23 protein-coding genes are annotated in these 21859 nt (G+C 61.9%); 20 read left to right on the forward strand and 3 right to left on the reverse strand.

The genetic code is table 11. The annotated features are described in order from the left end of the window. Positions 1–22 precede the first annotated feature (22 nt). The 5 genes from ACLEXF_RS02305 to ACLEXF_RS02325 are packed head-to-tail and all read left to right on the forward strand — an operon-like array spanning position 23 to position 4139. On the forward strand, positions 23–457 hold the full coding sequence (locus ACLEXF_RS02305) for a RidA family protein (RefSeq protein WP_004190423.1): 435 nt from the start codon (positions 23–25) through the stop codon (positions 455–457). Further along, positions 454–1128, forward strand: coding sequence for a DUF1028 domain-containing protein (locus tag ACLEXF_RS02310; RefSeq protein WP_032455929.1), 675 nt, complete (start codon positions 454–456; stop codon positions 1126–1128). The genes ACLEXF_RS02305 and ACLEXF_RS02310 overlap by 4 nt, the downstream gene beginning before the upstream one ends. Then, positions 1121–2290: an acetylornithine deacetylase gene (gene argE / locus ACLEXF_RS02315; RefSeq protein WP_004204029.1), complete on the forward strand. Its 1170-nt coding sequence runs from the start codon at positions 1121–1123 to the stop codon at positions 2288–2290. The genes ACLEXF_RS02310 and argE overlap by 8 nt, the downstream gene beginning before the upstream one ends. Before the next feature lie 24 nt (positions 2291–2314). Next, the gene (locus ACLEXF_RS02320) at positions 2315–3133 is read left to right on the forward strand and encodes a phytanoyl-CoA dioxygenase family protein (RefSeq protein ID WP_017898737.1); all 819 of its coding nucleotides are present in this window, start codon (positions 2315–2317) and stop codon (positions 3131–3133) included. A gap of 22 nt (positions 3134–3155) precedes the next feature. After that, positions 3156–4139 carry a zinc-dependent alcohol dehydrogenase family protein gene (locus ACLEXF_RS02325; RefSeq protein WP_208527128.1) on the forward strand — a complete coding sequence of 328 codons (984 nt, stop codon included), beginning with the start codon at positions 3156–3158 and terminating at the stop codon, positions 4137–4139. A 2-nt stretch (positions 4140–4141) separates the two neighbouring features. On the opposite strand, the gene tynA is transcribed toward ACLEXF_RS02325, so the two are convergent. Beyond that, on the reverse strand, positions 4142–6409 hold the full coding sequence (tynA, locus tag ACLEXF_RS02330) for a primary-amine oxidase (protein ID WP_407259824.1): 2268 nt from the start codon (positions 6407–6409) through the stop codon (positions 4142–4144). Between the two features lie 158 nt (positions 6410–6567). Between tynA and ACLEXF_RS02335 the strand changes: the two genes are divergently transcribed. Next, positions 6568–6741: a hypothetical protein gene (locus tag ACLEXF_RS02335; RefSeq protein ID WP_407259823.1), complete on the forward strand. Its 174-nt coding sequence runs from the start codon at positions 6568–6570 to the stop codon at positions 6739–6741. Positions 6742–7145: 404 nt separating this feature from the next. Here the strand turns inward: ACLEXF_RS02335 and paaZ are convergent, their stop codons facing one another. After that, positions 7146–9191: a phenylacetic acid degradation bifunctional protein PaaZ gene (paaZ, locus tag ACLEXF_RS02340; protein WP_407259822.1), complete on the reverse strand. Its 2046-nt coding sequence runs from the start codon at positions 9189–9191 to the stop codon at positions 7146–7148. A gap of 285 nt (positions 9192–9476) precedes the next feature. Between paaZ and paaA the strand changes: the two genes are divergently transcribed. The 14 genes from paaA to ACLEXF_RS02410 all read left to right on the forward strand — a co-directional run bounded on the left by paaA (position 9477) and on the right by ACLEXF_RS02410 (position 21113). Continuing rightward, the gene (gene paaA / locus ACLEXF_RS02345) at positions 9477–10406 is read left to right on the forward strand and encodes a 1,2-phenylacetyl-CoA epoxidase subunit PaaA (RefSeq protein WP_017898733.1); all 930 of its coding nucleotides are present in this window, start codon (positions 9477–9479) and stop codon (positions 10404–10406) included. Positions 10407–10417: 11 nt separating this feature from the next. After that, the gene (gene paaB / locus ACLEXF_RS02350) at positions 10418–10705 is read left to right on the forward strand and encodes a 1,2-phenylacetyl-CoA epoxidase subunit PaaB (RefSeq protein ID WP_004224492.1); all 288 of its coding nucleotides are present in this window, start codon (positions 10418–10420) and stop codon (positions 10703–10705) included. A 7-nt stretch (positions 10706–10712) separates the two neighbouring features. After that, positions 10713–11468, forward strand: a complete 756-nt coding sequence (gene paaC, locus ACLEXF_RS02355) for a 1,2-phenylacetyl-CoA epoxidase subunit PaaC (protein WP_064183623.1) — start codon at positions 10713–10715, stop codon at positions 11466–11468. 11 nt (positions 11469–11479) lie between these two features. Beyond that, positions 11480–11977 carry a 1,2-phenylacetyl-CoA epoxidase subunit PaaD gene (paaD, locus tag ACLEXF_RS02360; RefSeq protein WP_004204037.1) on the forward strand — a complete coding sequence of 166 codons (498 nt, stop codon included), beginning with the start codon at positions 11480–11482 and terminating at the stop codon, positions 11975–11977. Between the two features lie 7 nt (positions 11978–11984). Beyond that, positions 11985–13055 (forward strand): 1,2-phenylacetyl-CoA epoxidase subunit PaaE, encoded by a 1071-nt coding sequence (paaE, locus tag ACLEXF_RS02365; protein WP_153668931.1) that lies wholly within the window; start codon positions 11985–11987, stop codon positions 13053–13055. Then, positions 13052–13819: a 2,3-dehydroadipyl-CoA hydratase PaaF gene (gene paaF / locus ACLEXF_RS02370; protein ID WP_017898730.1), complete on the forward strand. Its 768-nt coding sequence runs from the start codon at positions 13052–13054 to the stop codon at positions 13817–13819. The genes paaE and paaF overlap by 4 nt, the downstream gene beginning before the upstream one ends. A 2-nt stretch (positions 13820–13821) precedes the next feature. Further along, positions 13822–14610, forward strand: a complete 789-nt coding sequence (gene paaG / locus ACLEXF_RS02375) for a 2-(1,2-epoxy-1,2-dihydrophenyl)acetyl-CoA isomerase PaaG (protein ID WP_004204040.1) — start codon at positions 13822–13824, stop codon at positions 14608–14610. Further along, the gene (locus ACLEXF_RS02380; protein ID WP_075201724.1) at positions 14611–16035 is read left to right on the forward strand and encodes a 3-hydroxyacyl-CoA dehydrogenase; all 1425 of its coding nucleotides are present in this window, start codon (positions 14611–14613) and stop codon (positions 16033–16035) included. It begins immediately after the preceding gene. Then, on the forward strand, positions 16025–16447 hold the full coding sequence (gene paaI, locus ACLEXF_RS02385; RefSeq protein WP_049115188.1) for a hydroxyphenylacetyl-CoA thioesterase PaaI: 423 nt from the start codon (positions 16025–16027) through the stop codon (positions 16445–16447). The genes ACLEXF_RS02380 and paaI overlap by 11 nt, the downstream gene beginning before the upstream one ends. Beyond that, complete coding sequence (pcaF, locus tag ACLEXF_RS02390) at positions 16447–17652, forward strand: 3-oxoadipyl-CoA thiolase (protein WP_017898728.1); 1206 nt, start codon at positions 16447–16449, stop codon at positions 17650–17652. The genes paaI and pcaF overlap by 1 nt, the downstream gene beginning before the upstream one ends. Before the next feature lie 26 nt (positions 17653–17678). Further along, positions 17679–18995: a phenylacetate--CoA ligase PaaK gene (gene paaK / locus ACLEXF_RS02395; protein ID WP_004204046.1), complete on the forward strand. Its 1317-nt coding sequence runs from the start codon at positions 17679–17681 to the stop codon at positions 18993–18995. A 129-nt stretch (positions 18996–19124) separates the two neighbouring features. After that, positions 19125–20051 carry a phenylacetic acid degradation operon negative regulatory protein PaaX gene (paaX, locus tag ACLEXF_RS02400; protein WP_025999095.1) on the forward strand — a complete coding sequence of 309 codons (927 nt, stop codon included), beginning with the start codon at positions 19125–19127 and terminating at the stop codon, positions 20049–20051. Positions 20052–20060: 9 nt separating this feature from the next. Then, the gene (gene paaY / locus ACLEXF_RS02405) at positions 20061–20657 is read left to right on the forward strand and encodes a phenylacetic acid degradation protein PaaY (protein WP_407259821.1); all 597 of its coding nucleotides are present in this window, start codon (positions 20061–20063) and stop codon (positions 20655–20657) included. A 9-nt stretch (positions 20658–20666) separates the two neighbouring features. Beyond that, positions 20667–21113 carry a GFA family protein gene (locus tag ACLEXF_RS02410; protein WP_086424422.1) on the forward strand — a complete coding sequence of 149 codons (447 nt, stop codon included), beginning with the start codon at positions 20667–20669 and terminating at the stop codon, positions 21111–21113. Positions 21114–21116: 3 nt separating this feature from the next. Here ACLEXF_RS02410 and azoR read toward each other — a convergent pair whose 3' ends face one another. After that, positions 21117–21722, reverse strand: coding sequence for an FMN-dependent NADH-azoreductase (gene azoR / locus ACLEXF_RS02415; RefSeq protein ID WP_118213791.1), 606 nt, complete (start codon positions 21720–21722; stop codon positions 21117–21119). Positions 21723–21859: the final 137 nt, after the last annotated feature.

Raw genomic sequence — 21859 nt, forward strand, 5'->3', positions numbered from 1 at the left:
CGTTTCCTGAAGGAGTGCTTTGATGCCAACCCATACCCGTATTCGCATGTTTAACACCAAAGAGACCTACCCGAACCAGGCGCTGAACAACGATCTGTGCCAGGCGGTGCGGGCCGGGAATACCGTCTACGTTCGCGGCCAGGTCGGCACCGATTTCGCCGGCAACCTGATCGGCCTCGGCGACCCGCGAGCCCAGGCGGAACAGGCGATGAAGAATGTCGAGCAGCTGCTGAAAGAGGCCGGCAGCGACCTCTCGCATATCGTCAAGACCACCACTTATCTGATCGACCCCCGCTATCGCGAGCCGGTCTATCAGGAGGTGGGAAAATGGTTGAAAGGGGTCTTTCCCATCTCCACCGGGGTGGTGGTGTCGGCCCTGGCGCAGCCGCAGTGGCTGATGGAGATTGACGTCACGGCGGTGATCCCTGACGACTGGCAGGGGGAGGCGGCAGAATGACCCTTTCCCTTACCGCCCGTTGCCCGGAAACGGGTCAGTTGGGCATCGCCATTAGTTCATCGAGCATGGCCGTCGGGTCGCGCTGTCCGTGGCTGCTGCCCGGCGTGGGGGCGGTTTCCAGCCAGAACATTACCCTGCCGTCGCTGGGGCCGCAGATCCTCAGCGCGCTCGAAGCGGGAGCCAGCGTTGAGCAGGCCCTGAAGCAGGCGCTGGCGGAGGATCGCTTCCGCGAATATCGCCAGGTCGCGGCGATTGACGCCAACGGCGACACGGCGGTGTTCAGCGGGGAATTCACCCTCGGGATCGGCGGCGCCCTGGCGGGGGATAACTGCGTGGCGGCGGGCAACATGCTGGCCAGTGAGGGGGTGATCGCTGCGATGGTGGGCGCCTTTGAGGCCGCCACTGGTGAGCTGACCAGCCGGCTGCTGGCCGGACTGCGCGCCGGGATCGTCGCCGGGGGCGAGGCCGGGCCGGTCCACTCGGCGGCGGTGAAGGTGGTGGACGATTACCCGTGGCCGGTGGTCGACCTGCGCATTGACTGGGCGGAAGCGGATCCGCTGGCGGCCCTTGAGCAGCTGTGGCTGGCGTGGGAGCCGCAAATGGAGGCCTATATTACCCGGGCGCTCGACCCGCGTGAGGCGCCGGCCTATGGCGTGCCTGGCGATGAATAACACGCCGGGAGCGATCCTTGCCGCGCTGCTGGCCTTTGATACCACCAGCCGCCATTCAAACCTGGCGATGATCGACTGGATCGCCGATTTTCTCGCCGCCCGCGGCGTGGCGTCCCGCCGCTTTTATGACCCGTCCGGGGGAAAGGCCAATCTCTACGCCCGGCTGGGGCCGTCCGGCGGCGGCGGGGTGATGCTCTCGGGCCATACCGACGTGGTCCCGGTGGACGGGCAGGACTGGAGCGTGCCGCCGTTCAGCCTGACCGAGCGCGATGGCCGCTACTACGGCCGCGGCAGCGCCGATATGAAGGGCTTTCTCGCCTGCGTGCTGGCGGCGGTGGATGACTTTCTGGCGGCGCCGCTGCGGATGCCGCTGCATCTGGCCTTCTCCTATGACGAAGAGGTCGGCTGCCTCGGCGTGCGCAGCCTGGTGGATTTTCTGCAGGCCTCGCCGGAGAAACCGGCGCTGTGCCTCATCGGCGAGCCGACAGAGATGCAGCCGGTGTTCGGTCATAAAGGCAAACTGGCCATGCGCTGCTGCATTGAGGGCCAGGCCTGCCATTCGGCCTATGCCCCGCAGGGGGTGAACGCAATCCGCTACGCGGCCAGGCTGATCAACCGCCTGGATCGGCTGGGCGAGCGTCTGGCCCGGCAGCTGGACAGCCGCTTTTCGCCGCCTTTCAGCACCCTGCAGGTGGGCACCATTCAGGGCGGCGCCGCGCTGAACATCGTTCCGCAGTCCTGTCGCTTTGATTTTGAAATCCGCTACCTGCCGGGGATGCGTCCCGAAGCGGTTACCGAAGCGCTGGCGGCCTACGCCCGCCGCCGGCTGCTGCCGGAGATGCGCCGGGTCGGCGGCGGAAGCGACATCCAGTTTCAGCTGTTGAGCCACTACCCGCCGCTGCTCAGCGATCCACAGTCCGACTTCGCCCGCTGGCTGGCGCAGTGGTGCGGCAGCGATCGGTTTTCCACCGTGGCGTTCGGCACCGAAGGGGGACTGTTCGACGAGATGGGCGTTGCGACCCTGGTCTGCGGGCCGGGCAGCATGGCCCAGGGCCATAAGGCCGATGAGTACATCAGCATCGACCAGACCGAACGCTGCATGGCGATGCTGGGCCAGCTTTGCGCGTGGATGCGCGCCGAGCCCGCAGAACCGCTTACCTGATCCACCCACACAGGAACCCAAGCGATGCACAACCAACACTCTCACCATATCGATCAAGCGACAGTCGACCGCTGGCAGGCGGATGGCGTGGTATTACTGAAGGGCGTTTTTACCCCCTGGGTTGAGCGCCTCGCCGAGGGGGTCACGGCGCTGATGACCAGCCCCAGCGAATATGGTCATGCGCGCACGGTGATCCCCAAAGATGGTTCGCCGCCTTTTTTTCAGGATTACTGCAACTGGGCGCGGATCCCGGCGTTTAGCGAGTTTGTCTTTCAGTCGGCCGCCGCCGAAATCGCCGCGGCGCTGATGCAGTCGCAGACGGCGAAATTTTTCCATGAGCATACGCTGGTCAAACCCGCCGGGGGCAGCACGGTCACCCCCTGGCATCATGACCAGCCTTACTATTGCGTCTCCGGCCGACAGAACGTCAGCTTCTGGATCCCGCTGGACCCGGTAGCAGAGGCCACCTCGCTGCGCTGCATTCGCGGGTCGCATCGCTGGGAGGCGGAGTACAGTCCCACCCGCTTCAATGGCACCAGGCTCTACGAGCACACCCGGTTCAGCGCGCTGCCGGATATCGACGCCCATGAGGACGAGTACGATATCGTCAGCTGGGCGCTGGAGCCGGGGGATGCGGTGGCCTTCCATTTTCGCACCGTCCATGGCGCCCGCGGCAACCCCGGAGCGCGGGCGCGACGGGTCTTCTCCGCCCGCTGGGTGGGGGATGACGCCGCCTTTGCCGACCGCGGCGGCGTAACGTCGCCGCCGTTCCCCGAGCTGGCCCTGCGGGACGGCGACCCGCTGGATTCTCCACTGTTCCCCCAGGTCTGGCCACCAGCGTAAGCGGCTTCGGACGGGATCTGCTATGATCCCGTCTTTCGTTGTCTGGAGCCAGTCGATGTTCAACGACGCCATTGTTTATGACCGCTACGGGCCGCCGGCCGCGGTGCTAACGCTGAAACGCGCCCCGCTGGCGCCGCTGGCCGGTGGACGGGTGCGGGTCAGGATGCGCTATGCCCCGGTGAATCCTTCAGATCTGATCCCCATCACCGGCGCCTATCGCCACCGTACCCGACTGCCGGCCGTCCCCGGCTACGAAGGCCTTGGCGAGGTGGTCGCCGCGCCATTCGGCAGCCGGCTGACCGCGGGCCAGCGGGTGCTGCCCCTGCGCGGGGGCGGCACCTGGCAACGGTTTATCGATCTCGATGAGACCTGGCTGGTGCAGGTTCCCCCGGCGGTGGACGATCTGCTGGCCGCCCGCGGGTATATCAATCCGCTGACTGCGATGCTGATGCTCAGTCGCTGGCCGGTTGCCGGGAAACAGATCGTGCTGACCGCCGCCGCCTCCTCCTGCGCCAGCCTGCTGGGGCAGTGGGCGCTGGCCATGGGCGCCCGTTCGGTAAGCGGGATTATTCGCTCGCCGCAGCATCGGGCGCGTCTGGAGCAGGCCGGGATCTATCCGATTCTCGACGCCGACCGGGCGCTGGTGGAGAAGGTCAGCCAGCACAGCGATCTGGTGTTTGACGCGGTGGGCGGGGAGCTGGGGAACACGCTGTTGTCGGTGCTGCCCGCGTCGTCGACCCTGGTCTCCTACGGCTTATTATCCGGGCGGCCGTTGATCCAGACGCGCGCCAGCGCGGCGGTGCGCAAGTTTCATCTGCGGGAGGCGCTGCCTGGCCTCAGCGTGGCGGCATGGCGGGCGGCGTTCGATGAGATCTGGCAGCTGCTACCGACGACTACGCAACCGCCGGCCCAGCGGGTGGCGTTGAACGACTGGCGCGAGGCGATTGCCGCCGCCGGCCAGCCGGGAAGAGGCGGTAAAATCCTGCTCGATTTCACCGTGGGTTAAGATTACTGTTTCTTCTCGCCGAGGGTCGGCGTTTCGTCAAAGAAGTTCCATGGCTTCAGCAGGGCGTGCGCCCACTCGGTCGGCATGATCGGCCACTCTTCGGCGCGCGCCACGTGGGTGGTGCCGGTGGTGATCCACACGACGTCGTCGTGGTTTGTCAGCGACTCATCGTCCTTCGCGTACTGGCCCAGGCCGGTATCGTGGGCGGAACGGTTAGGGTATTTGCCTTCCGGATAACGCTCTGTCGGGTGGTAACGCGTCACCCACAGCTGTTTATCCATAAAGCTCAGACGATGGTAGATCCACTCGTCGGGGGCGAACTTAGCGCCGGTCGCCGCCGGATGGGTGCCCCCAGCGTAAGGGATGATCTGGTAAGAGACGGGGTTACCCATGCGGTTCTCTTTGCTGGTGTTGCTCAGCAGGCGAATCGTACCCGGGTCGAATTTCTGCGCCGCTTTCTGTTCGCTGTCAATCGTGTACTGATTCACCTGCATGGTGCTGGTGCGCGGGCCGCCGGCGGTGTTGGGCTTCACCTCCGGGTCCATCGCCACCAGAGTGTTGTTTTCGCCGTCCACGTCGAGGTCGAGGCGGAAGTTATAGATATGCTGGTGGGTGGTGCCGACAATATTATGGTCGATCAGCGTTCCGTAGCGGGTATCTTCTTTGGCGCTCGGGTCGTGCATGGTTTTCGCCAGCACGCCTTTCACCGCCTCAATCCCGGTGGCGCCGGCATCGATGCCGATGGTGCCGTTGTCGTGGAATACCCAGTCAAAGATATAGTCGTAGTTGCCGACGGTGCTGATCCAGCGCACCACCAGCTCCCGGCGCTCGGTACTGACGTTGGGCTTGCCCATCTCCAGGTGCTTATATTCCGGCCCGGCGTAGCGCTCGAATATGGCGACGGCGTGCGGGATGGTGGTCGGCGCGCCGGTGTAGTCGGCGATGGTTTCATCCAGCAGCACCGCATTCGACGGCGCGTCTTTGCCGCGTACAATCGGCGAGGTCAGGGTGCCCATGCCGTAATCGCCGGAGTCCAGATAGGCTTTGAAATACCAGCCGACGTCCGGGTCGCCGTAGGGGACGATCATCCCGCCGAGCGAACCTTCATACATCACCTGGCGTTTTTTGCCGTTATCGTTGTAGGTCACCGTCGAGAGGATTGGCCCGACGCGCGAGTTAAGACGCAGATGGAAATCCCAGTTCCGCCAGTGAATGGTATCCCCGGTAATGGTATAGTTTTTGCCTTCCGGTTCAGTAATATCCAGCGGTTTCACCGCCGGGGCGTTGCGGTCGCGGCCATCATACGGACGCGGTTCCATCGGCACCGGAATCACCGGGCCTTCCTCGATTTTGATGATTTTCTTTGCTTCCAGGTCGACCACCGCCACCAGGTTTTCAATCGGGTGCGCCCAGTAGTTGCCGTCGCCGGTATCGAGATAGCTGACCACCTTCAGCAGACGCGCATCCTGCTGCAGGCCATCTTTGCCATCGAAGTAGCCGACGGTGAGCGGGGTGGTGACCACCTTGCCAGGATCGGTAATACCGTGTTTTTTCAGCACCGCCGCGAATTCGCTGCTGGCGTTGATGATGTTCTGCACGCTGGCGAAATCATCGAGCAGCACCATGCCGTGCGCGCCTTTGATCGGCGTCCATGAGAGGATTTTTTTGTTTTGCAGATCGACGACGGCTTCAATGACATGTTTGCCATCGAGCATCACCACATCGGCAGTGCGGGGGGCATCAACGGGCGTTCCCTGCAGGGCAAAGGCCCATACCGCCGCTTTATCCGGCTCGTGCAGGGAAATCTCAGTAAAGCGGGTATTCGGCTGGAACTCCGGCGCGGTTTTGACAATGGTCACCGCTTCGCTGATTTCCGCCGCCGAGAGCGAGTTTAACGGGTGAGGGCGTTTTTCCACCTGGAAGGTCTGGTCGAGACCGGACTGGAACACGTCGTTGATAAAGGTATCGGAGACCCAGGCTTTACCTTCCTTCATCACCACCGGCACCGGTAGGTCAAGGGATTTACCGTTGACGATCGCCGTTTTGGCGCCGGGCTTCACTTTGACGTAAGCGCCATCTTTTATCAGGGTAAACATTTGCGCATAGTCATCCCACTGCACGTCAGCGCCGAACGCCTGCAGCGTTTTATCCAGCGGTACCATGTGGGCTTCGCTACCGTGAGCGAAGACCGGTGATTGCCAGGCGCAAACCACCGCGACAGCGAGAGCCAGTGCGGTTTTACGAGGAGAAAATTTCAAGCCGTTTGCCATTGTGACCTCATCTTATTGTTGTGTTGTCTTATGCCGCTGCGAATGTCGGCTTTGTCACCCTTAAGCTACCAGCCCGCGGCGCCGTAGCGTTTGTTTGCTCTTGCCAGGTTATTTGTCAGTTTTGCCAGAGGGACGTAAAAAATGCCTCCGCAGAGGCATTGAGCACGAGCGCCGATTTTTTTGCCGGGTGGCGGCTAACGCCTTACCCGGCCTACAGTCCCAAATCACTGCTGGCGCTAGCGCTGGGGCCGCTGAAACTGTCGGTGCTGGCGGCCTCAAAATCGCTGAGACGTTCCCGGCAGGCCGGGGCAGCCCGCATGGATGCGGGCTGAGGGCCGTGTTTTGCATGGACGCTACCTCGGCCCGACCCGAAGCCTGCAGGGATAAGTCGAAGGGACCGCGCAGCGGCGATTTTGCTGGCCGGAGCCCGGGGGTACAGGGGGCGGCGGCGACTGGCCGCCCCCTGTGCGCTCCCTGCGCCACGGAAAACAGAATGAAGAAAAATTAACCGGGAGCGCAATGTGCGCTGAAGCCACAGATAACATAAAGAACCACACTTCAGTACTTCCCCTCACCCTGACCCTCTACCGGAGGGAGAAGGAACTGTCCGGTAGCTGTTTTCGCCCCCTGCGCCTTGAGATAAATCACACAGAACAAACGTTTTCCCGGGGCGAAACCGTTGCAAACCATAGCTCAAGGACCGGCCAACAGCGCGCCAGCGGTCTATTTTCCGCCATTACGCCGGGAAATCCCCCTGCTGGCGCGCCACCAGGGTGAGAATGGAATACAGCGCCACCGCCTGCTGGTGCTGGTTGAAAATCTCTACCGCCCATTCCACCACGCCGGTGGCTTTCTCCTCAGCGCTGCGCTGCCGCTTGACCGTTTTCCGCTTACAGGTCAGACGCACCTGGATGGTGTCTCCCGGCTTGACCGGTTCAATAAAGCGCAGGTTTTCCATCCCGTAGTTGGCGATAACTGGCCCGACGCCGGCATCGACGAACAGACCGGCCGCCGCGGAGATCAGGAAATAACCGTGAACCACCCGCTCGCCGAAAATCGACTCGGCGGCGGCGATTTTGTCCATGTGGGCGTAGAAATGGTCGCCGCTCAGGCAGGCGAAGTTAACGATATCCGCTTCGGTCAGTGTCCGGCGCGGGGTCAGCAAACTGTCGCCGGGCTGGATCTCTTCGAAATATTTGCGAAACGGGTGAATGCGATCTTCGCTCACCTGGGCGCCGCGTACCCACTGCTGGCCGATGGTCGCCAGCATCGTTGGGCTGCCCTGGACGGCGGTGCGCTGCATATAGTGTTTCACCGAACGCAGTCCGCCGAGCTCCTCTCCGCCGCCTGCGCGGCCGGGGCCGCCATGCACCAGCTGCGGCAGCGGCGAACCGTGGCCGGTTGATTCTGCGGAGGATGCTTCGTTCAGGATCTGAATACGGCCATGCGCGCGGGCGGCGCCGAGGATAAACTCCCGCGCCAGTTCGCCGCTGGCGGTAACCAGCGTCCCCGCCAGGCTGCCGCCGCCGGCGCGTGCCAGCGTCAGCGCATGCTGGCGGTCCTGGTAGGGCATCAGGGTCGCCACCGGGCCAAAGGCTTCAATGGTGTGAACCGCCGGGGTTTCATCCGGCTGCGCGCAGTAGAGCAGCGTCGGCGGGAAAAAGGCTCCGGCCGCGCTGAGGTCTGCCTGTCCGCCAAGCAGCGCTTCGCAGCCGGCGGCAATCAGTTTATTGACGCTCTCCTGTACGTCCCGACGCTGCTCGTGATTAACCAGCGCCCCCATCTTAATCCCTTCCTGCGCCGGGTCGCCGACGGTCACTTTATGCAGGCGGGCGATCAGCGCATCGCTAACCGCATTGATCTGCGCCAGCGGAACGATGATGCGGCGGATAGCGGTACATTTTTGCCCGGCTTTCGCCGTCATTTCGCGAACCACTTCCCGGATAAACAGCGCGAACTCCGGTTGCTCCGGCGTGACGTCTTCGCCTAGCACACAGCAGTTGAGCGAATCCGCTTCCATGGTAAAGGGAATCGATTTGGCCACCAGGTTGGGGTGCGACCGCAGCTGCTGGCCGGTGGCGGCAGAGCCGGTAAAGGTCACCACGTCCTGGCTGTCGAGATGGTCGAGAAGATCGCCCGCGCCGCCGCAAATCAGGTTGATGGCGCCCTCCGGCACCAGGCCGCTGTCGACAATGGCTTTCACCATTGCCTGGGTGAGCTGGGCGGTAGCGGTGGCCGGTTTAACGATCGCCGGCATACCGGCAAGCCACGTGGGGGCCAGTTTTTCCAGCATTCCCCAGCAGGGAAAGTTGAAGGCGTTGATATGGACGGCGACGCCTGATTTTGAGGTCAGCACGTGACGGGCGGCAAAACCGCCCTGTTTTGAGAGCGGGATCAGCTCGTCTTCCGGCCACAGGATATCGTCCGGCAGTTCGCGACTGCCCAGCCCGGCATAGGTGAAAAGGGTACCGATACCGCCTTCAATATCCACCCAACTGTCGGCGCGGGTGGCGCCGGTTTGCGCCGAGATGGCGTAGAACTGGTCTTTCTGCTCCAACAGATGTTTCGCCACCGCTTTTAACATCGCGCTGCGTTCAATAAAGGTCATGGCTTGCAGCGCCTTCCCGCCGCGCTCAATCGCGAAGCGGCGCGCCTGCGCCATATCCAGACCTTCACTGGTCACCTCCCACAGCGCCGCGCCGGTGATGGCGTGATGAATAGTACGGGCGCGGCCCCGGCCGGTCTGCCAGGCGCCGGATAAGTAGCTGGCTAACTGCTGCATCGCAAATCTCCAAATGTGTTACGTGTGATATCTATAAATAGTTCTTTTATGAATCATAAAATGCAAGCCCGTATTTAATAAATTATTAACATTGTGATCGCGATGGTGTTACGCTTTATGCTTAACTTACTGTATTTATTGTGGTTTACAAAAGGTTTTGCGGAGATTATCACAAAAAGAGCAAACAAATTTGTGGTTTTATTTAACCAATATGTAACCTTCAATAAACAAAGTGATTCACATAAATGTTTTTGTTGTGAATATCGGAATCATAAAGGTGATGACGTGACAGAAGAACAACGCTTTGACCAGCGCATCGCGCAGGAAACGGCCATCGAACCGCAGGACTGGATGCCGGATGCCTACCGTAAGACCTTGATTCGGCAGATAGGCCAGCACGCGCACTCGGAGATCGTCGGCATGCTGCCGGAAGGCAACTGGATCACCCGCGCGCCGACGCTGCGCCGCAAAGCGATCCTGTTGGCTAAGGTACAGGATGAGGCTGGACACGGGCTGTATCTCTATAGCGCCGCGGAAACCCTTGGCTGCGCCCGGGAAGATCTGTATCAGAAGATGCTCGACGGGCAGATGAAATACTCCTCCATTTTTAACTACCCGACGCTGAGCTGGGCGGATATCGGCGTGATCGGCTGGCTGGTGGATGGCGCGGCTATCGTCAACCAGGTGGCGCTGTGCCGGACCTCCTACGGGCCCTATGCCCGGGCGATGGTCAAAATCTGCAAAGAAGAGAGCTTTCACCAGCGCCAGGGATTCGAAGCCTGCATGGCGCTGGCGCAGGGCAATGACGCGCAGCGGCAAATGCTGCAGGACGCCATTAACCGCTTCTGGTGGCCAGCGCTGATGATGTTTGGCCCCAACGACGACAACTCGCCAAACAGCGCCCGCAGCATGGCGTGGAAAATCAAACTGCACTCCAACGACGAGCTGCGTCAACGCTTCGTCGACAACACCGTGCCGCAGGTGGAGATCCTCGGCATGACCGTCCCGGACCCGGATTTGCAGTTTGATGCAGCCAGCGGGCACTACCGCTTCGGCGAAATCGACTGGCAGGAATTTAACGAGGTGATTAGCGGCCGTGGCATTTGCAATCACGAGCGGTTGGCCGCCAAGCGTAAGGCCTGGGAAGAGGGCGAATGGGTGCGCGAAGCCGCGCTGGCCCATGCGCAAAAACAGCAGGCCCGCAGCGCGGCATAAGGAGAGACAACATGAGCAAAGTTTACTGGCCGTTATATGAAGTGTTCGTTCGCAGCAAACAGGGGCTTTCCCATCGTCACGTCGGCAGCCTGCATGCCGCCGACGATCAAATGGCGCTGGAAAACGCCCGCGACGCCTACACCCGCCGCAGCGAAGGCTGCTCAATTTGGGTGGTGAAGGCCAGCGAAATCGTTGCCTCGCAGCCGGAAGAGCGCGGCGAATTCTTCGACCCGGCGGAAAGCAAAGTCTACCGCCATCCGACTTTCTATACCGTGCCGGACGGCATGGAACATATGTGAGGCGGCGATGAATAACCCGAATCCCATCGCCACCTATGCCCTGCGGCTTGGCGACAATGGTCTGGTGCTGGCCCAGCGTTTAGGCGCCTGGTGCGGCCATGCCCCGGAGCTGGAGATCGATCTTGCGCTGGCCAACATCGGCCTCGACCTGCTCGGCCAGGCGCGCAACTTTTTAAGCTATGCCGCCGAGCTTAACGGCTGCGGCGACGAAGATACCCTGGCCTTCGGCCGCGATGAGCGCCAGTTCAGCAACCTGCTGCTGGTGGAGCAGCCCAACGGCAATTTTGCCGACACCATCGCCCGCCAGTTCTTTATCGACGTCTGGCACGTCGCCCTGTACCGCCGGCTGGTGAACAGCCGCGATGCGCAGCTGGCGGCCATTGCCGCTAAAGGGCTGAAAGAAGTGCGTTACCACCAGCGCTTCAGCCGTGGCTGGCTGGAGCGTCTTGGCAACGGCACCGAATTATCAAATCGCAAAATGCAGCAGGCGGTCGACAATCTGTGGCGCTTCACCGGCGAACTGTTCCTTGCCGATGATCTGGAGCTCAGCCTGGCCGGGCAGGGCATTGCGGTTGATCCGCGCGAGCTTCAGGCCGAATGGCAAAGCACCGTGCATACCGCGCTGCTTGACTCAGGCTTATCGATCCCGCAGGAAGCGGCCTTCCGCAGCGGCGGCAAACAGGGGCTGCACAGTGAACATCTCGGCCCGCTACTGGCGGAGATGCAATATCTGCAGCGTTCGCATCCCGGCCTGCAGTGGTAAGGGAGGAGAAGATGCAACGTTTAGATGACATCGCTCCCGCCGAGGTGCGTGCTATCTGGGGATTGTTAAGCGCGATCCCGGACCCGGAAGTACCGGTGCTGACCATCACCGATCTCGGCATGGTGCGCAGCGTCGCGCGCCACGGCGACGGCTGGGTGATTGGCTTTACCCCGACTTATTCGGGCTGTCCGGCGACGGAGCATCTGCTGGGGGAGATCCGCGCAGTGATGAGCGAGCATGGTTATCTGCCGGTCCACATCGTCCTGCAGCTGGATCCGCCGTGGACCACCGACTGGATGAGTCAGGATGCCCGCGAGCGCCTGCGCCAGTACGGCATCAGCCCGCCCCAGGGGCACGCCTGCCATGCGGATATGCCCGCCGAGGTGAGTTGTCCGCGCTGCGGCAGCACCCATACCTCGCTGCTTAGCGAATTCGGTTCCACGGCCTGCAAAGCGCTCTATCGCTGCGACAGCTGCCGGGAACCTTTTGATTACTTTAAATGTATTTGAGGTTGCCATGACGACGTTCCATTCGCTTAAGGTGGCGAGAGTCGAGCCGGAAACCCGCGATGCGGTGACCATCACTTTTGCGATCCCGCAAGCCCTGCAGGCGGAATACTGTTTTCGCCCGGGCCAGCATCTGACGCTAAAAGCCCGTCTGGGCGGTGAAGAGCTGCGCCGCTGTTACTCCATCTGCCGCAGCCGCACGCCGGGAGAGATCAGCGTCGCGATCAAAGCCATCGACGGCGGGCGCTTCTCGCGCTACGCCCAGCACGATATCCAGCAGGGGATGGAGCTGGAGGTGATGGTGCCGCAGGGGCATTTCGGCTATCAGCCTCAGGCCGAACGGCAGGGCGACTATCTCGCGATTGCCGCCGGCTCCGGGATCACGCCGATGATGGCGATCGTTAGCGCCACCCTGGCCACCGAGCCGTACAGTCGCTTCACGCTGATCTACGGTAACCGCAACAGCCACAGCATGATGTTCCGCCAGGCGCTAGCCGATTTAAAAGACCGCTATCCGCAGCGCCTGCAGGTGATACATCTGTTCAGCCAGGAGTCGATGGACAGCGATCTTTTACAGGGGCGCATTGACGGCGACAAACTGCGCCAGCTCGCTGACCATCTGCTGGATTTCAGCCGTTACGACGAGGCCTTTATCTGCGGTCCGGCGACGATGATGGACGAGGCGGAAGCAACGTTACGTGAACTTGGCGTAGCGGAGAAATCGATTCATCTCGAACGCTTCAATACGCCGGGCGGCAGCGTTAAGCGCGCCGCCGGGGTGCAGGCGGAGGGACGCACGGTCACCATCCGCCAGGACGGGCGCGATCGGCTGATCGCCCTCAGCGCCGAAGACGACAGCATCCTGGATGCCGCATTGCGTCAGGGGGCAGACCTGCCGTTTGCCTGCAAGGGCGGGGTGTGCGCCACCTGTAAATGCAAAGTGCTGCGCGGCGAAGTGGCGATGGCCGCCAACTATAGCCTCGAAGCGGATGAGCTGGCGGCGGGTTATGTACTGAGCTGCCAGGCGCTGCCCACCAGCGGCGACGTAGTTGTCGACTTTGACGCGCGGGGGATGGCATGAGCGAGCTGCTGATCCACCGCCATGGCCGGGTGCTGCAGCTGACGCTCAACCGTCCGCAGGCCCGCAATGCACTGAACAATGCCTTATTAACCCAGATTGCCGAGGCGCTGGAGGTCGCGGCCGCTGATAACCGCGTCAGCGTCTGCGTCATCAGCGGTAACCCGCGCTTCTTTGCCGCCGGGGCCGACCTGAATGAGATGGCGGAGAAAGATCTCCCGGCGACCCTGGACGATATCCGCCCGCGGCTGTGGGCGCGTATCGATGCCTTCCCCAAACCGCTGATCGCCTCGGTCAACGGCTACGCCCTCGGCGCCGGCTGCGAGCTGGCCCTGCTGTGCGATCTGATTGTCGCCGGGGACAACGCCCGCTTTGGCCTGCCGGAAATTACCCTCGGCATAATGCCGGGCGCTGGCGGCACCCAGCGGCTGATCCGCAGCGTTGGCAAGGCGCTGGCCAGCCGGATGGTGCTGAGCGGCGAGAGTATTGACGCCCGTCAGGCGCAGCAGGCCGGGCTGGTGAGCGATGTCCATCCGGCGGCGTTAACCGATGAGTATGCCCTGCAACTGGCGACCACCATCGCCCGCCATGCGCCGCTGGCGCTGCGGGCGGCGAAACAGTCGCTGCGCCTGTCGCAGGAAGTGAGCCTGCAGGCCGGTCTCCAGCAGGAGCGCCAGCTGTTCAGCCTGCTGAGCGCCACCGAAGACCGCCGCGAAGGCATCGACGCCTTCTTACAAAAACGTAACCCGGACTTTAAAGGACGCTAATCGTGGAAGCTTTCATTCTCAGCGCAGTGGAACAGGGCGTCATGACCATCACTCTCAATCGCCCGGACCGCCTCAACAGTTTTAACGATCGGATGCATCAGCAGCTGGCGGAATGTCTGAAGCAGGCCGAGCGCGACGACGGCGTGCGTTGCCTGCTGATCACCGGCGCCGGCCGCGGATTTTGCGCCGGCCAGGATCTGAATGACCGCAACGTCGACCCCAGTGGGCCGCCGCCGGATCTCGGCCTGTCGGTGGAACGCTTTTACAACCCGTTAGTGCGCCGTCTGGCGGCGCTGCCGAAACCGGTTATCTGCGCGGTCAACGGCGTAGCCGCTGGCGCAGGCGCCACCCTGGCGCTGGGCTGCGATATCGTGCTGGCCGCGCGTTCGGCCAAGTTTGTGATGGCGTTCAGCAAGCTCGGGCTGGTGCCGGACTGCGGCGGCAGCTGGTTCCTGCCGCGGGTGGCCGGCCGCGCGCGCGCGATGGGGCTGGCGCTGCTGGGCGACAGCCTCAGCGCGGAACAGGCCGCGCAGTGGGGGATTATCTGGCAACTGGTGGACGATGCCGAACTGGCGGATACCAGTCTGCAGCTGGCGCGCCATCTGGCGGCCCAGCCGACGTTTGGTCTTGGGCTGATTAAAAAGGCGCTGCTGGCGGCGGAAACCAACAGTCTCGACGCGCAGCTGGATCTGGAGCGCGATTATCAGCGCCTCGCCGGGCGCAGCGATGATTACCGCGAAGGGGTCAGCGCGTTTCTGGCCAAACGGCCACCACAGTTCAGCGGGAAATAGATGATGACGACATCCTTAGCCAACGTGGCGGTGATCGGCAGCGGCACCATGGGGGCCGGCATCGCCGAAGTGGCTGCTGCCGCAGGACATCCGGTGCGTATTTTTGATATTAACCCTAAGGCTGTAGGCCAGGCGATTGAGGGCATCGCCGGGCGTCTGGCGTCGCGCGTTGCGCGCGGCAAACTGGTCCCTGAGCAAGCTGATGCGCTGCTGGCGCGGCTGCATCCGGCCCACGATTTAGCCGCGCTGGCCGACGCAGATTTAGTGATCGAAGCGGCCTCTGAACGGCTGGAGGTGAAAGCGGCGCTGTTCGCGCAGCTGGCGGCGATCTGCTCGCCGTCAACATTGCTGACCAGCAACACTTCGTCGATTTCGATTACCGCCATCGCCGCCGGGGTCAAAAACCCGGAGCGGGTGGCCGGGCTGCACTTTTTTAATCCGGCGCCGGTGATGCAGCTGGTCGAGGTGGTGAGCGGCCTGGCGACGTCTGCGGAAGTGGTGGAGCAGCTGTGCCAGTGCGTGAGCGGCTGGGGGAAACGGCCGGTTCGCTGCCGCTCGACGCCCGGCTTTATCGTTAATCGCGTGGCGCGTCCGTTCTATGCTGAAGCCTGGCGGGCGCTGGAGGAGCAGGTGGCCGCCCCGGAGGTTATCGATGCCGCTTTGCGTGACGGCGGCGGTTTTCCGATGGGACCCCTGGCGTTGACTGACCTGATTGGCCAGGACGTCAACTTCGCCGTGACCTGTTCAGTGTTTAACGCCTTCTGGCAGGACCGGCGTTACCTGCCATCGCTCCTGCAGCAGGAGCTGGCGCTGGCCGGGCGATTGGGGAAAAAGAGCGGTCACGGCGTCTATCGCTGGCCTGCGGAGACGCAGCCGGAGGTGACGCTGCCGCCGGTTGCCACTGGCGCGCAATCCGTGATGACGGTAAGTGACAGTGTCACCGAGCTGGACGAGCTTCTGTTGCTGGAGACCGAAGGCGAAACCGCCCTGGCGCTGAGCGTTAAGCATCGCCGTCCGGTGGTGGTGTATGACCTGTGCGCCAGCGATACGGTGGTGCTGGCCGCCGCGGCGACCAACGCGCCGGCGGCGACGGACAAAGCGGTGCACTATTTCCAGCAGCAGGGCAAGAAAGTGCTGCGCATCGCCGATTATCCCGGCCTGCTGGTGTGGCGCACGGTGGCGATGCTGGTTAACGAAGCGCTGGACGCACTGCAGAAAGGGGTGGCCAGCGCGCAGGATATCGATACCGCCATGCGTCTTGGCGTCAACTACCCGCAGGGCCCGCTGGCGTGGGGGGAAAGCCTCGGCTGGCGCCGCGTGCTGCGCCTGCTGGAGAACCTGCACCACCATTATGGCGAGGAGCGCTATCGCCCCGGTTCCCTGTTGCGCCAGAAGGCGCTGATGGAGAAGCACCATGAGCAATAACGCCTGGCGCAACGCGCGCGCGATGTACGAAAAAGATACCTGCGCCAGAACGATGGGGATCGAACTTATCGAAATGGACGACGGTTTTGCGCAGATGACCATGACCGTCTCGCCGGACATGCTTAACGGCCATCAAACCTGTCACGGCGGTCAGCTATTTACCCTTGCCGATACCGCTTTCGCCTACGCCTGTAACAGCCAGGGGCTGGCGGCGGTGGCTTCGGCGGCCAGCATTGATTTCCTTCGCCCGGCGTTTGCCGGGGACCGGCTGGTCGCCACTGCCCGAGTCAAACAGCAGGGCAAGCTGACCGGGGTCTACGACATTGAAATTGTTAATCAACAGCAAAAAATTGTGGCCCTGTTTCGCGGCAAATCGCACCGCATCGGCGGCACAATCACAGGAGAAGTCTAATGCGCGAGGCCTTTATTTGTGACGGGATCCGCACGCCGATTGGCCGCTACGGCGGCGCGCTGGCCAGCGTGCGCGCCGACGACCTGGCGGCGATCCCGCTGCGGGCGCTGCTGAGCCGCAACCCCAGGCTTGACCCGACCGCGATCGATGACGTGATTTACGGCTGCGCGAATCAGGCGGGCGAAGATAACCGCAATGTGGCGCATATGGCGACGCTGTTGGCCGGTTTCCCGCATACCGTACCGGGCACCACGATTAACCGTTTATGTGGGTCTGGTCTGGATGCGATCGGCTTTGCCGCCAGAGCGATCAAAGCCGGCGATGCCGATCTGCTGATTGCCGGCGGCGTAGAGTCGATGTCGCGCGCGCCGTTTGTGATGGGGAAGGCCAGCGCGCCGTATCAGCGTCAGGCGGAGCTGTTTGACACCACCATTGGCTGGCGTTTTGTGAACCCGCTCATGGCGCAACACTTCGGAACTGACAGCATGCCGGAAACGGCCGAGAATGTAGCTGAATTGTTAAATATTAGCCGCGCCGATCAGGATGCTTTCGCCTGGCGCAGCCAGCAGCGCACGGCGCAGGCCCAGCGCGATGGCATTCTGGCGCAGGAGATCGTGCCGGTGCAGATTGTCGGCCGGAAAGGGGCGGTCAGCGACGTGCGCGAGGACGAGCATCCGCGCCCGGAAACCACGCTTGAGCAGCTGGCGCAACTGAAAGCGCCGTTCCGCCAGGGCGGCGTCATTACCGCGGGCAATGCTTCCGGCGTCAACGATGGCGCCGCGGCGCTGATCGTCGCCAGCGAACAGCAGGCCGCTATCCAGGGGCTCACGCCGCGCGCGCGTATCGTGGCGATGGCGACGGCAGGGGTCGAACCGCGGCTGATGGGGCTGGGGCCGGTACCGGCGGTGCGTAAAGTGCTGGAGCGGGCGGGACTCAATATCCACGATATGGATCTGATTGAGCTGAATGAGGCCTTCGCCGCCCAGGCCCTGGGCGTGCTCAGACAGCTTGGCGTGCCGGACGATGCGGCGCATGTGAATCCCAACGGCGGCGCCATCGCGTTAGGCCATCCGCTGGGCATGAGCGGCGCGCGTCTGGCGCTGAGCGCCAGCCTTGAGCTGCAGCGCCGCGGCGGGCGCTATGCGTTGTGTACGATGTGTATTGGCGTGGGTCAGGGCATCGCCATGATCCTCGAGCGAGTGTGAGCTAATTTACCTGCGAGTACCCTACAATGATAACTACTACAAAATTAGATCCGATTGAAACCGCCTCGCGTGATGAGCTGCAGGCCCTGCAAACCCAACGGCTGAAGTGGACCCTGAATCATGCGTATAACAATGTGCCGATGTATCGTCGCAAATTCGACGCCGCCGGCGTGCACCCTGACGACTTTCGCGAACTGAGCGACCTGACCAAATTCCCGTGCACCACCAAACAGGATCTGCGCGACAACTATCCCTTCGATACCTTCGCGGTGCCGATGGAGCAGGTGGTGCGCATTCACGCCTCTTCCGGGACCACCGGCAAACCGACGGTGGTGGGCTACACGCAGAACGATATTGATAACTGGGCCAATATCGTCGCCCGTTCGCTGCGCGCCGCCGGCGGCACGGCGAAAGATAAAATTCACGTCGCCTACGGCTATGGCCTGTTCACCGGCGGCCTTGGCGCGCACTACGGCGCGGAACGCTTAGGCGCGACGGTGATCCCGATGTCCGGCGGACAGACCGAAAAACAGGCGCAGCTGATCCGTGATTTCAAGCCGGATATGATCATGGTGACGCCGTCCTACTGTCTGAATCTGATTGAAGAGCTGGAGCGCCAGATGGACGGCGATGCCCGCGGCTGTTCATTACGCGTCGGCGTCTTTGGCGCCGAGCCGTGGACCCTGGCGATGCGCGCGGAGATCGAGCGCCGGCTGGGGATCACCGCCCTGGACATATACGGTCTGTCGGAGGTGATGGGCCCGGGGGTGGCGATGGAGTGTCTGGAGACTGTTGACGGCCCGACCATCTGGGAAGACCACTTCTTCCCGGAAATCGTTAACCCGGACGACGGCACGCCGCTGGCCGATGGCGAACACGGCGAACTGCTGTTCACCACGTTGACCAAAGAGGCGCTGCCGGTGATCCGCTATCGTACCCGCGATCTGACGCGCCTGCTGCCGGGCACCGCCCGCACCATGCGCCGTATGGACCGCATCAGCGGACGCAGCGACGATATGCTGATCATCCGCGGGGTTAACGTCTTCCCGTCGCAGCTGGAAGAGGAGATCCTTAAGTTTGAACATCTGGCGCCGCACTACCAGCTGGAGGTCAATCGCCGCGGCCATCTTGATTCGCTGGCGGTGCGCGTGGAGCTGAAAGAGAGCGGGCTGGCGCTGAGTCACGAGCAGCGCTGCCAGATTTGTCACCAGTTGCGCCACCGCATCAAGTCGATGGTCGGGATCTCCACCGATATCACTATCGTCAACTGCGGCAGCATTCCGCGCTCTGAAGGCAAAGCCTGTCGGGTATTTGATCTGCGTAAAGCGGTGGTCAGCGGTTAAACCTCTCCCCGGTGGCGCTGCGCTGACCGGGGCTACGCGGTTAGCCCGGCTGAGGCCTTTACGCCCTCAGCCGGGGGAATTCCTGTGCTATGATTCATAAAGGAAAAATATAACAACAGCATGAATCAGATGAGTAAACTCGACGCCTTTATTCAACAAGCCGTGACGGCGACGCCGATCAGCGGCACGTCATTGATCGCCTCGCTGTATGGCGACGCCTTATTACAACGCGGTGGGGAAGTGTGGCTGGGCAGCGTCGCGGCGCTGCTGGAAGGATTAGGCTTCGGCGAGCGCTTCGTCCGCACCGCGCTGTTTCGCCTCAATAAAGAAGAGTGGCTTGATGTCGTCCGTATCGGCCGCCGCAGCTTCTATCGTCTGAGTGACAAAGGGCTGCGCCTGACCCGTCGTGCGGAACATAAAATTTATCGGGCGAACGCCCCGGAATGGGATGGTACCTGGCTGCTGTTGCTTTCAGAAGGCCTGGAAAAAAATGTGCTGGCCGACGTCAAAAAGCAGCTGCTGTGGCAGGGATTTGGCGCGCTGGCCCCGAGCCTGTTAGCCTCGCCGTCGCAAAAGCTGGCGGATGTCCAGTCGCTGCTTCACGAAGCAGGCGTCGCCGAAAACGTCATCTGTTTTGAAGCCCACTCGCCGCTGGCGCTCTCCCGGGCGGCGCTGCGCAGCCGGGTAGAGGAGTGCTGGCATCTCACCGAACAAAACGAGATGTATGAATCGTTCATCTCGCTATTCCGGCCGATACTGCCGCTGCTCCGTGACTGCGACCCCGCGGAGTTAACGCCGGAGCGCAGCTTTCAGATCCAGCTCCTGCTGATTCATTTCTATCGCCGGGTGGTGCTCAAAGATCCGCTGCTGCCGGAAGAGCTGCTGCCGGCGCACTGGGCGGGGCAAACCGCCCGCCAGCTGTGTATCAATATTTACCAACGGGTGAGTCCCGGCGCGCTGGCGTTCGTCAGCGAGAAAGGTGAAAGCTCGGTCGGCGAGCTTCCCGCGCCGGGCCCGCTCTATTATCAGCGCTTTGGCGGTTTGCCGGGCGCATAAGGAGGTTGCATGCCGATTTATCAGATTGATGGACTGACCCCGGTGGTGCCGGAGGAGAGTTACGTCCACCCGACCGCGGTGTTGATTGGCGACGTGATCCTCGGCAAAGGGGTCTATGTTGGGCCCAACGCCAGCCTGCGCGGCGATTTTGGCCGCATCGTGGTCAAAGACGGGGCCAATATACAGGACAACTGCGTGATGCACGGCTTCCCAGGCCAGGATACGGTGGTGGAAGAGGAGGGCCATATCGGCCACGGCGCTATTCTGCACGGCTGCGTAATTGGCCGCAATGCGCTGGTGGGGATGAGCGCGGTGATTATCGACGGGGCGACTATCGGCGAAAACAGCATTGTCGGCGCCTCGGCCTTCGTCAAAGCCAACGCCGAGATGCCCGCCAACCATCTGATTATCGGCAGCCCGGCAAAAGCGATTCGCGTCCTGAGCGAACAGGAGCTGGCGTGGAAAAAGCACGGTACCCGTGAATACCAGGTGCTGGTGGAACGCTGTAAGCAGACGCTCCACCAGGTTGAGCCATTACGGGAAGTGGAGGACGGGCGTAAGCGGCTGGAGTTTGATGAAAACCTGTGGCCAAAATCCTCCACCTGAGGGGTAAATATAATGGCAGAGAAATTATCCGCTCACTGTCACTGCGGTGCGGTGGCCTTTACCGTTGAGCTCAGCGACGGCTTCAACACCGTTCGGCGCTGTAACTGTTCATATTGTCGAATGCGTGGGGCGGTCGCGGTCTCTTCGCCGCGTTCAGGAATCGATGTGGTACGCGGCAGGGATAAGCTCACAGAGTATCGCTTTAATACAGGGGAAGCCGTGCACTTTTTCTGCTCGGTATGCGGGATCTACACCTTTCATCAACGGCGATCAAACCCACAGCAGTATGGGGTGAATGTGGCCTGCATTGACGGCGTTTCACCTTTCGATTTTCCTTGCGTGGAAGTCAACGACGGCGTGAATCATCCAAAAGATGGCGGCGGAGGCGTGGTGGGGTATTTGCGCTACGAGAAAAAACAAAAAAAATCTCCTCCCGCCGGCAGCGAGAGGAGTTAACTATTAGGCTGCAACCACGCTGTCGATGGCCGCTTTCGCGTCAGACTGCGCTTTGGCCGCGACTTCCGGGCCGTAAGCGATACCTTCGGCGAACACGAAGTTCACGTCGGTGATGCCGATGAAGCCGAGGAAGGTGGACAGGTACGGGGTGACCAGGTCGGTCGGGGTATCTTTATGGATACCGCCGCGGCTGGTCACAACGACCGCGCGTTTACCGGTCACCAGACCTTCCGGCCCTTTTTCGGTGTAGCGGAAGGTCACGCCGGCGCGAGCCACCAGGTCGAAATAGTTTTTCAACTGCGTCGGGATGTTGAAGTTGTACATCGGCGCAGCGATAACAATCACATCGTTGCCTTTCAGTTCAGCGATCAGCTCGTCGGAAAGGGCCAGCGCTTCCTGCTGACGCGGAGTCAGCGGCGCGTCGCTCGGACGCAGGGCGCCAACCAGTTCACCATCCAGAACCGGGATCGGATTAGCGGCCAGGTCACGCACGGTGATCTCGTCGCCCGGGTGTTTTTCCTGCCATTGTTCAACAAAATAGTCGGAAAGCTGACCAGATTGTGAGTACCCTGCCAGAATACTGGATTTCAGAACTAATATTTTGCTCATGGGTGTTTCCTTTTTTAATGTGATTGACGGGTCAGTGCCCTGGTGCTTGATGACACTGTATTCACAATCGCGCCACAGAGATAGCGCAATATATCGAATCCTATGTTCAGATTTTTTGAAAAAGGCATGAGTGGCGC

The organism is Klebsiella pneumoniae complex sp. WS1778 (assembly GCF_049472055.1).
Taxonomy (GTDB): domain Bacteria; phylum Pseudomonadota; class Gammaproteobacteria; order Enterobacterales; family Enterobacteriaceae; genus Klebsiella; species Klebsiella quasipneumoniae.

Excerpts from the sequence above, each read along its gene's own strand:
- ACLEXF_RS02305 (WP_004190423.1), top strand. The coding sequence starts at position 23 with ATGCCAACCCATACCCGTATTCGCATGTTTAACACCAAAGAGACCTAC.
- ACLEXF_RS02310 (WP_032455929.1), top strand. The coding sequence starts at position 454 with ATGACCCTTTCCCTTACCGCCCGTTGCCCGGAAACGGGTCAGTTGGGC.
- argE (WP_004204029.1), top strand. The coding sequence starts at position 1,121 with ATGAATAACACGCCGGGAGCGATCCTTGCCGCGCTGCTGGCCTTTGAT.
- ACLEXF_RS02320 (WP_017898737.1), top strand. The coding sequence starts at position 2,315 with ATGCACAACCAACACTCTCACCATATCGATCAAGCGACAGTCGACCGC.
- ACLEXF_RS02325 (WP_208527128.1), top strand. The coding sequence starts at position 3,156 with ATGATCCCGTCTTTCGTTGTCTGGAGCCAGTCGATGTTCAACGACGCC.
- tynA (WP_407259824.1), bottom strand. The coding sequence starts at position 6,409 with ATGGCAAACGGCTTGAAATTTTCTCCTCGTAAAACCGCACTGGCTCTC.
- paaZ (WP_407259822.1), bottom strand. The coding sequence starts at position 9,191 with ATGCAGCAGTTAGCCAGCTACTTATCCGGCGCCTGGCAGACCGGCCGG.
- paaB (WP_004224492.1), top strand. The coding sequence starts at position 10,418 with ATGAGCAAAGTTTACTGGCCGTTATATGAAGTGTTCGTTCGCAGCAAA.
- paaC (WP_064183623.1), top strand. The coding sequence starts at position 10,713 with ATGAATAACCCGAATCCCATCGCCACCTATGCCCTGCGGCTTGGCGAC.
- paaD (WP_004204037.1), top strand. The coding sequence starts at position 11,480 with ATGCAACGTTTAGATGACATCGCTCCCGCCGAGGTGCGTGCTATCTGG.
- paaE (WP_153668931.1), top strand. The coding sequence starts at position 11,985 with ATGACGACGTTCCATTCGCTTAAGGTGGCGAGAGTCGAGCCGGAAACC.
- paaF (WP_017898730.1), top strand. The coding sequence starts at position 13,052 with ATGAGCGAGCTGCTGATCCACCGCCATGGCCGGGTGCTGCAGCTGACG.
- ACLEXF_RS02380 (WP_075201724.1), top strand. The coding sequence starts at position 14,611 with ATGATGACGACATCCTTAGCCAACGTGGCGGTGATCGGCAGCGGCACC.
- paaI (WP_049115188.1), top strand. The coding sequence starts at position 16,025 with ATGAGCAATAACGCCTGGCGCAACGCGCGCGCGATGTACGAAAAAGAT.
- pcaF (WP_017898728.1), top strand. The coding sequence starts at position 16,447 with ATGCGCGAGGCCTTTATTTGTGACGGGATCCGCACGCCGATTGGCCGC.
- paaK (WP_004204046.1), top strand. The coding sequence starts at position 17,679 with ATGATAACTACTACAAAATTAGATCCGATTGAAACCGCCTCGCGTGAT.
- paaX (WP_025999095.1), top strand. The coding sequence starts at position 19,125 with ATGAGTAAACTCGACGCCTTTATTCAACAAGCCGTGACGGCGACGCCG.
- paaY (WP_407259821.1), top strand. The coding sequence starts at position 20,061 with ATGCCGATTTATCAGATTGATGGACTGACCCCGGTGGTGCCGGAGGAG.
- azoR (WP_118213791.1), bottom strand. The coding sequence starts at position 21,722 with ATGAGCAAAATATTAGTTCTGAAATCCAGTATTCTGGCAGGGTACTCA.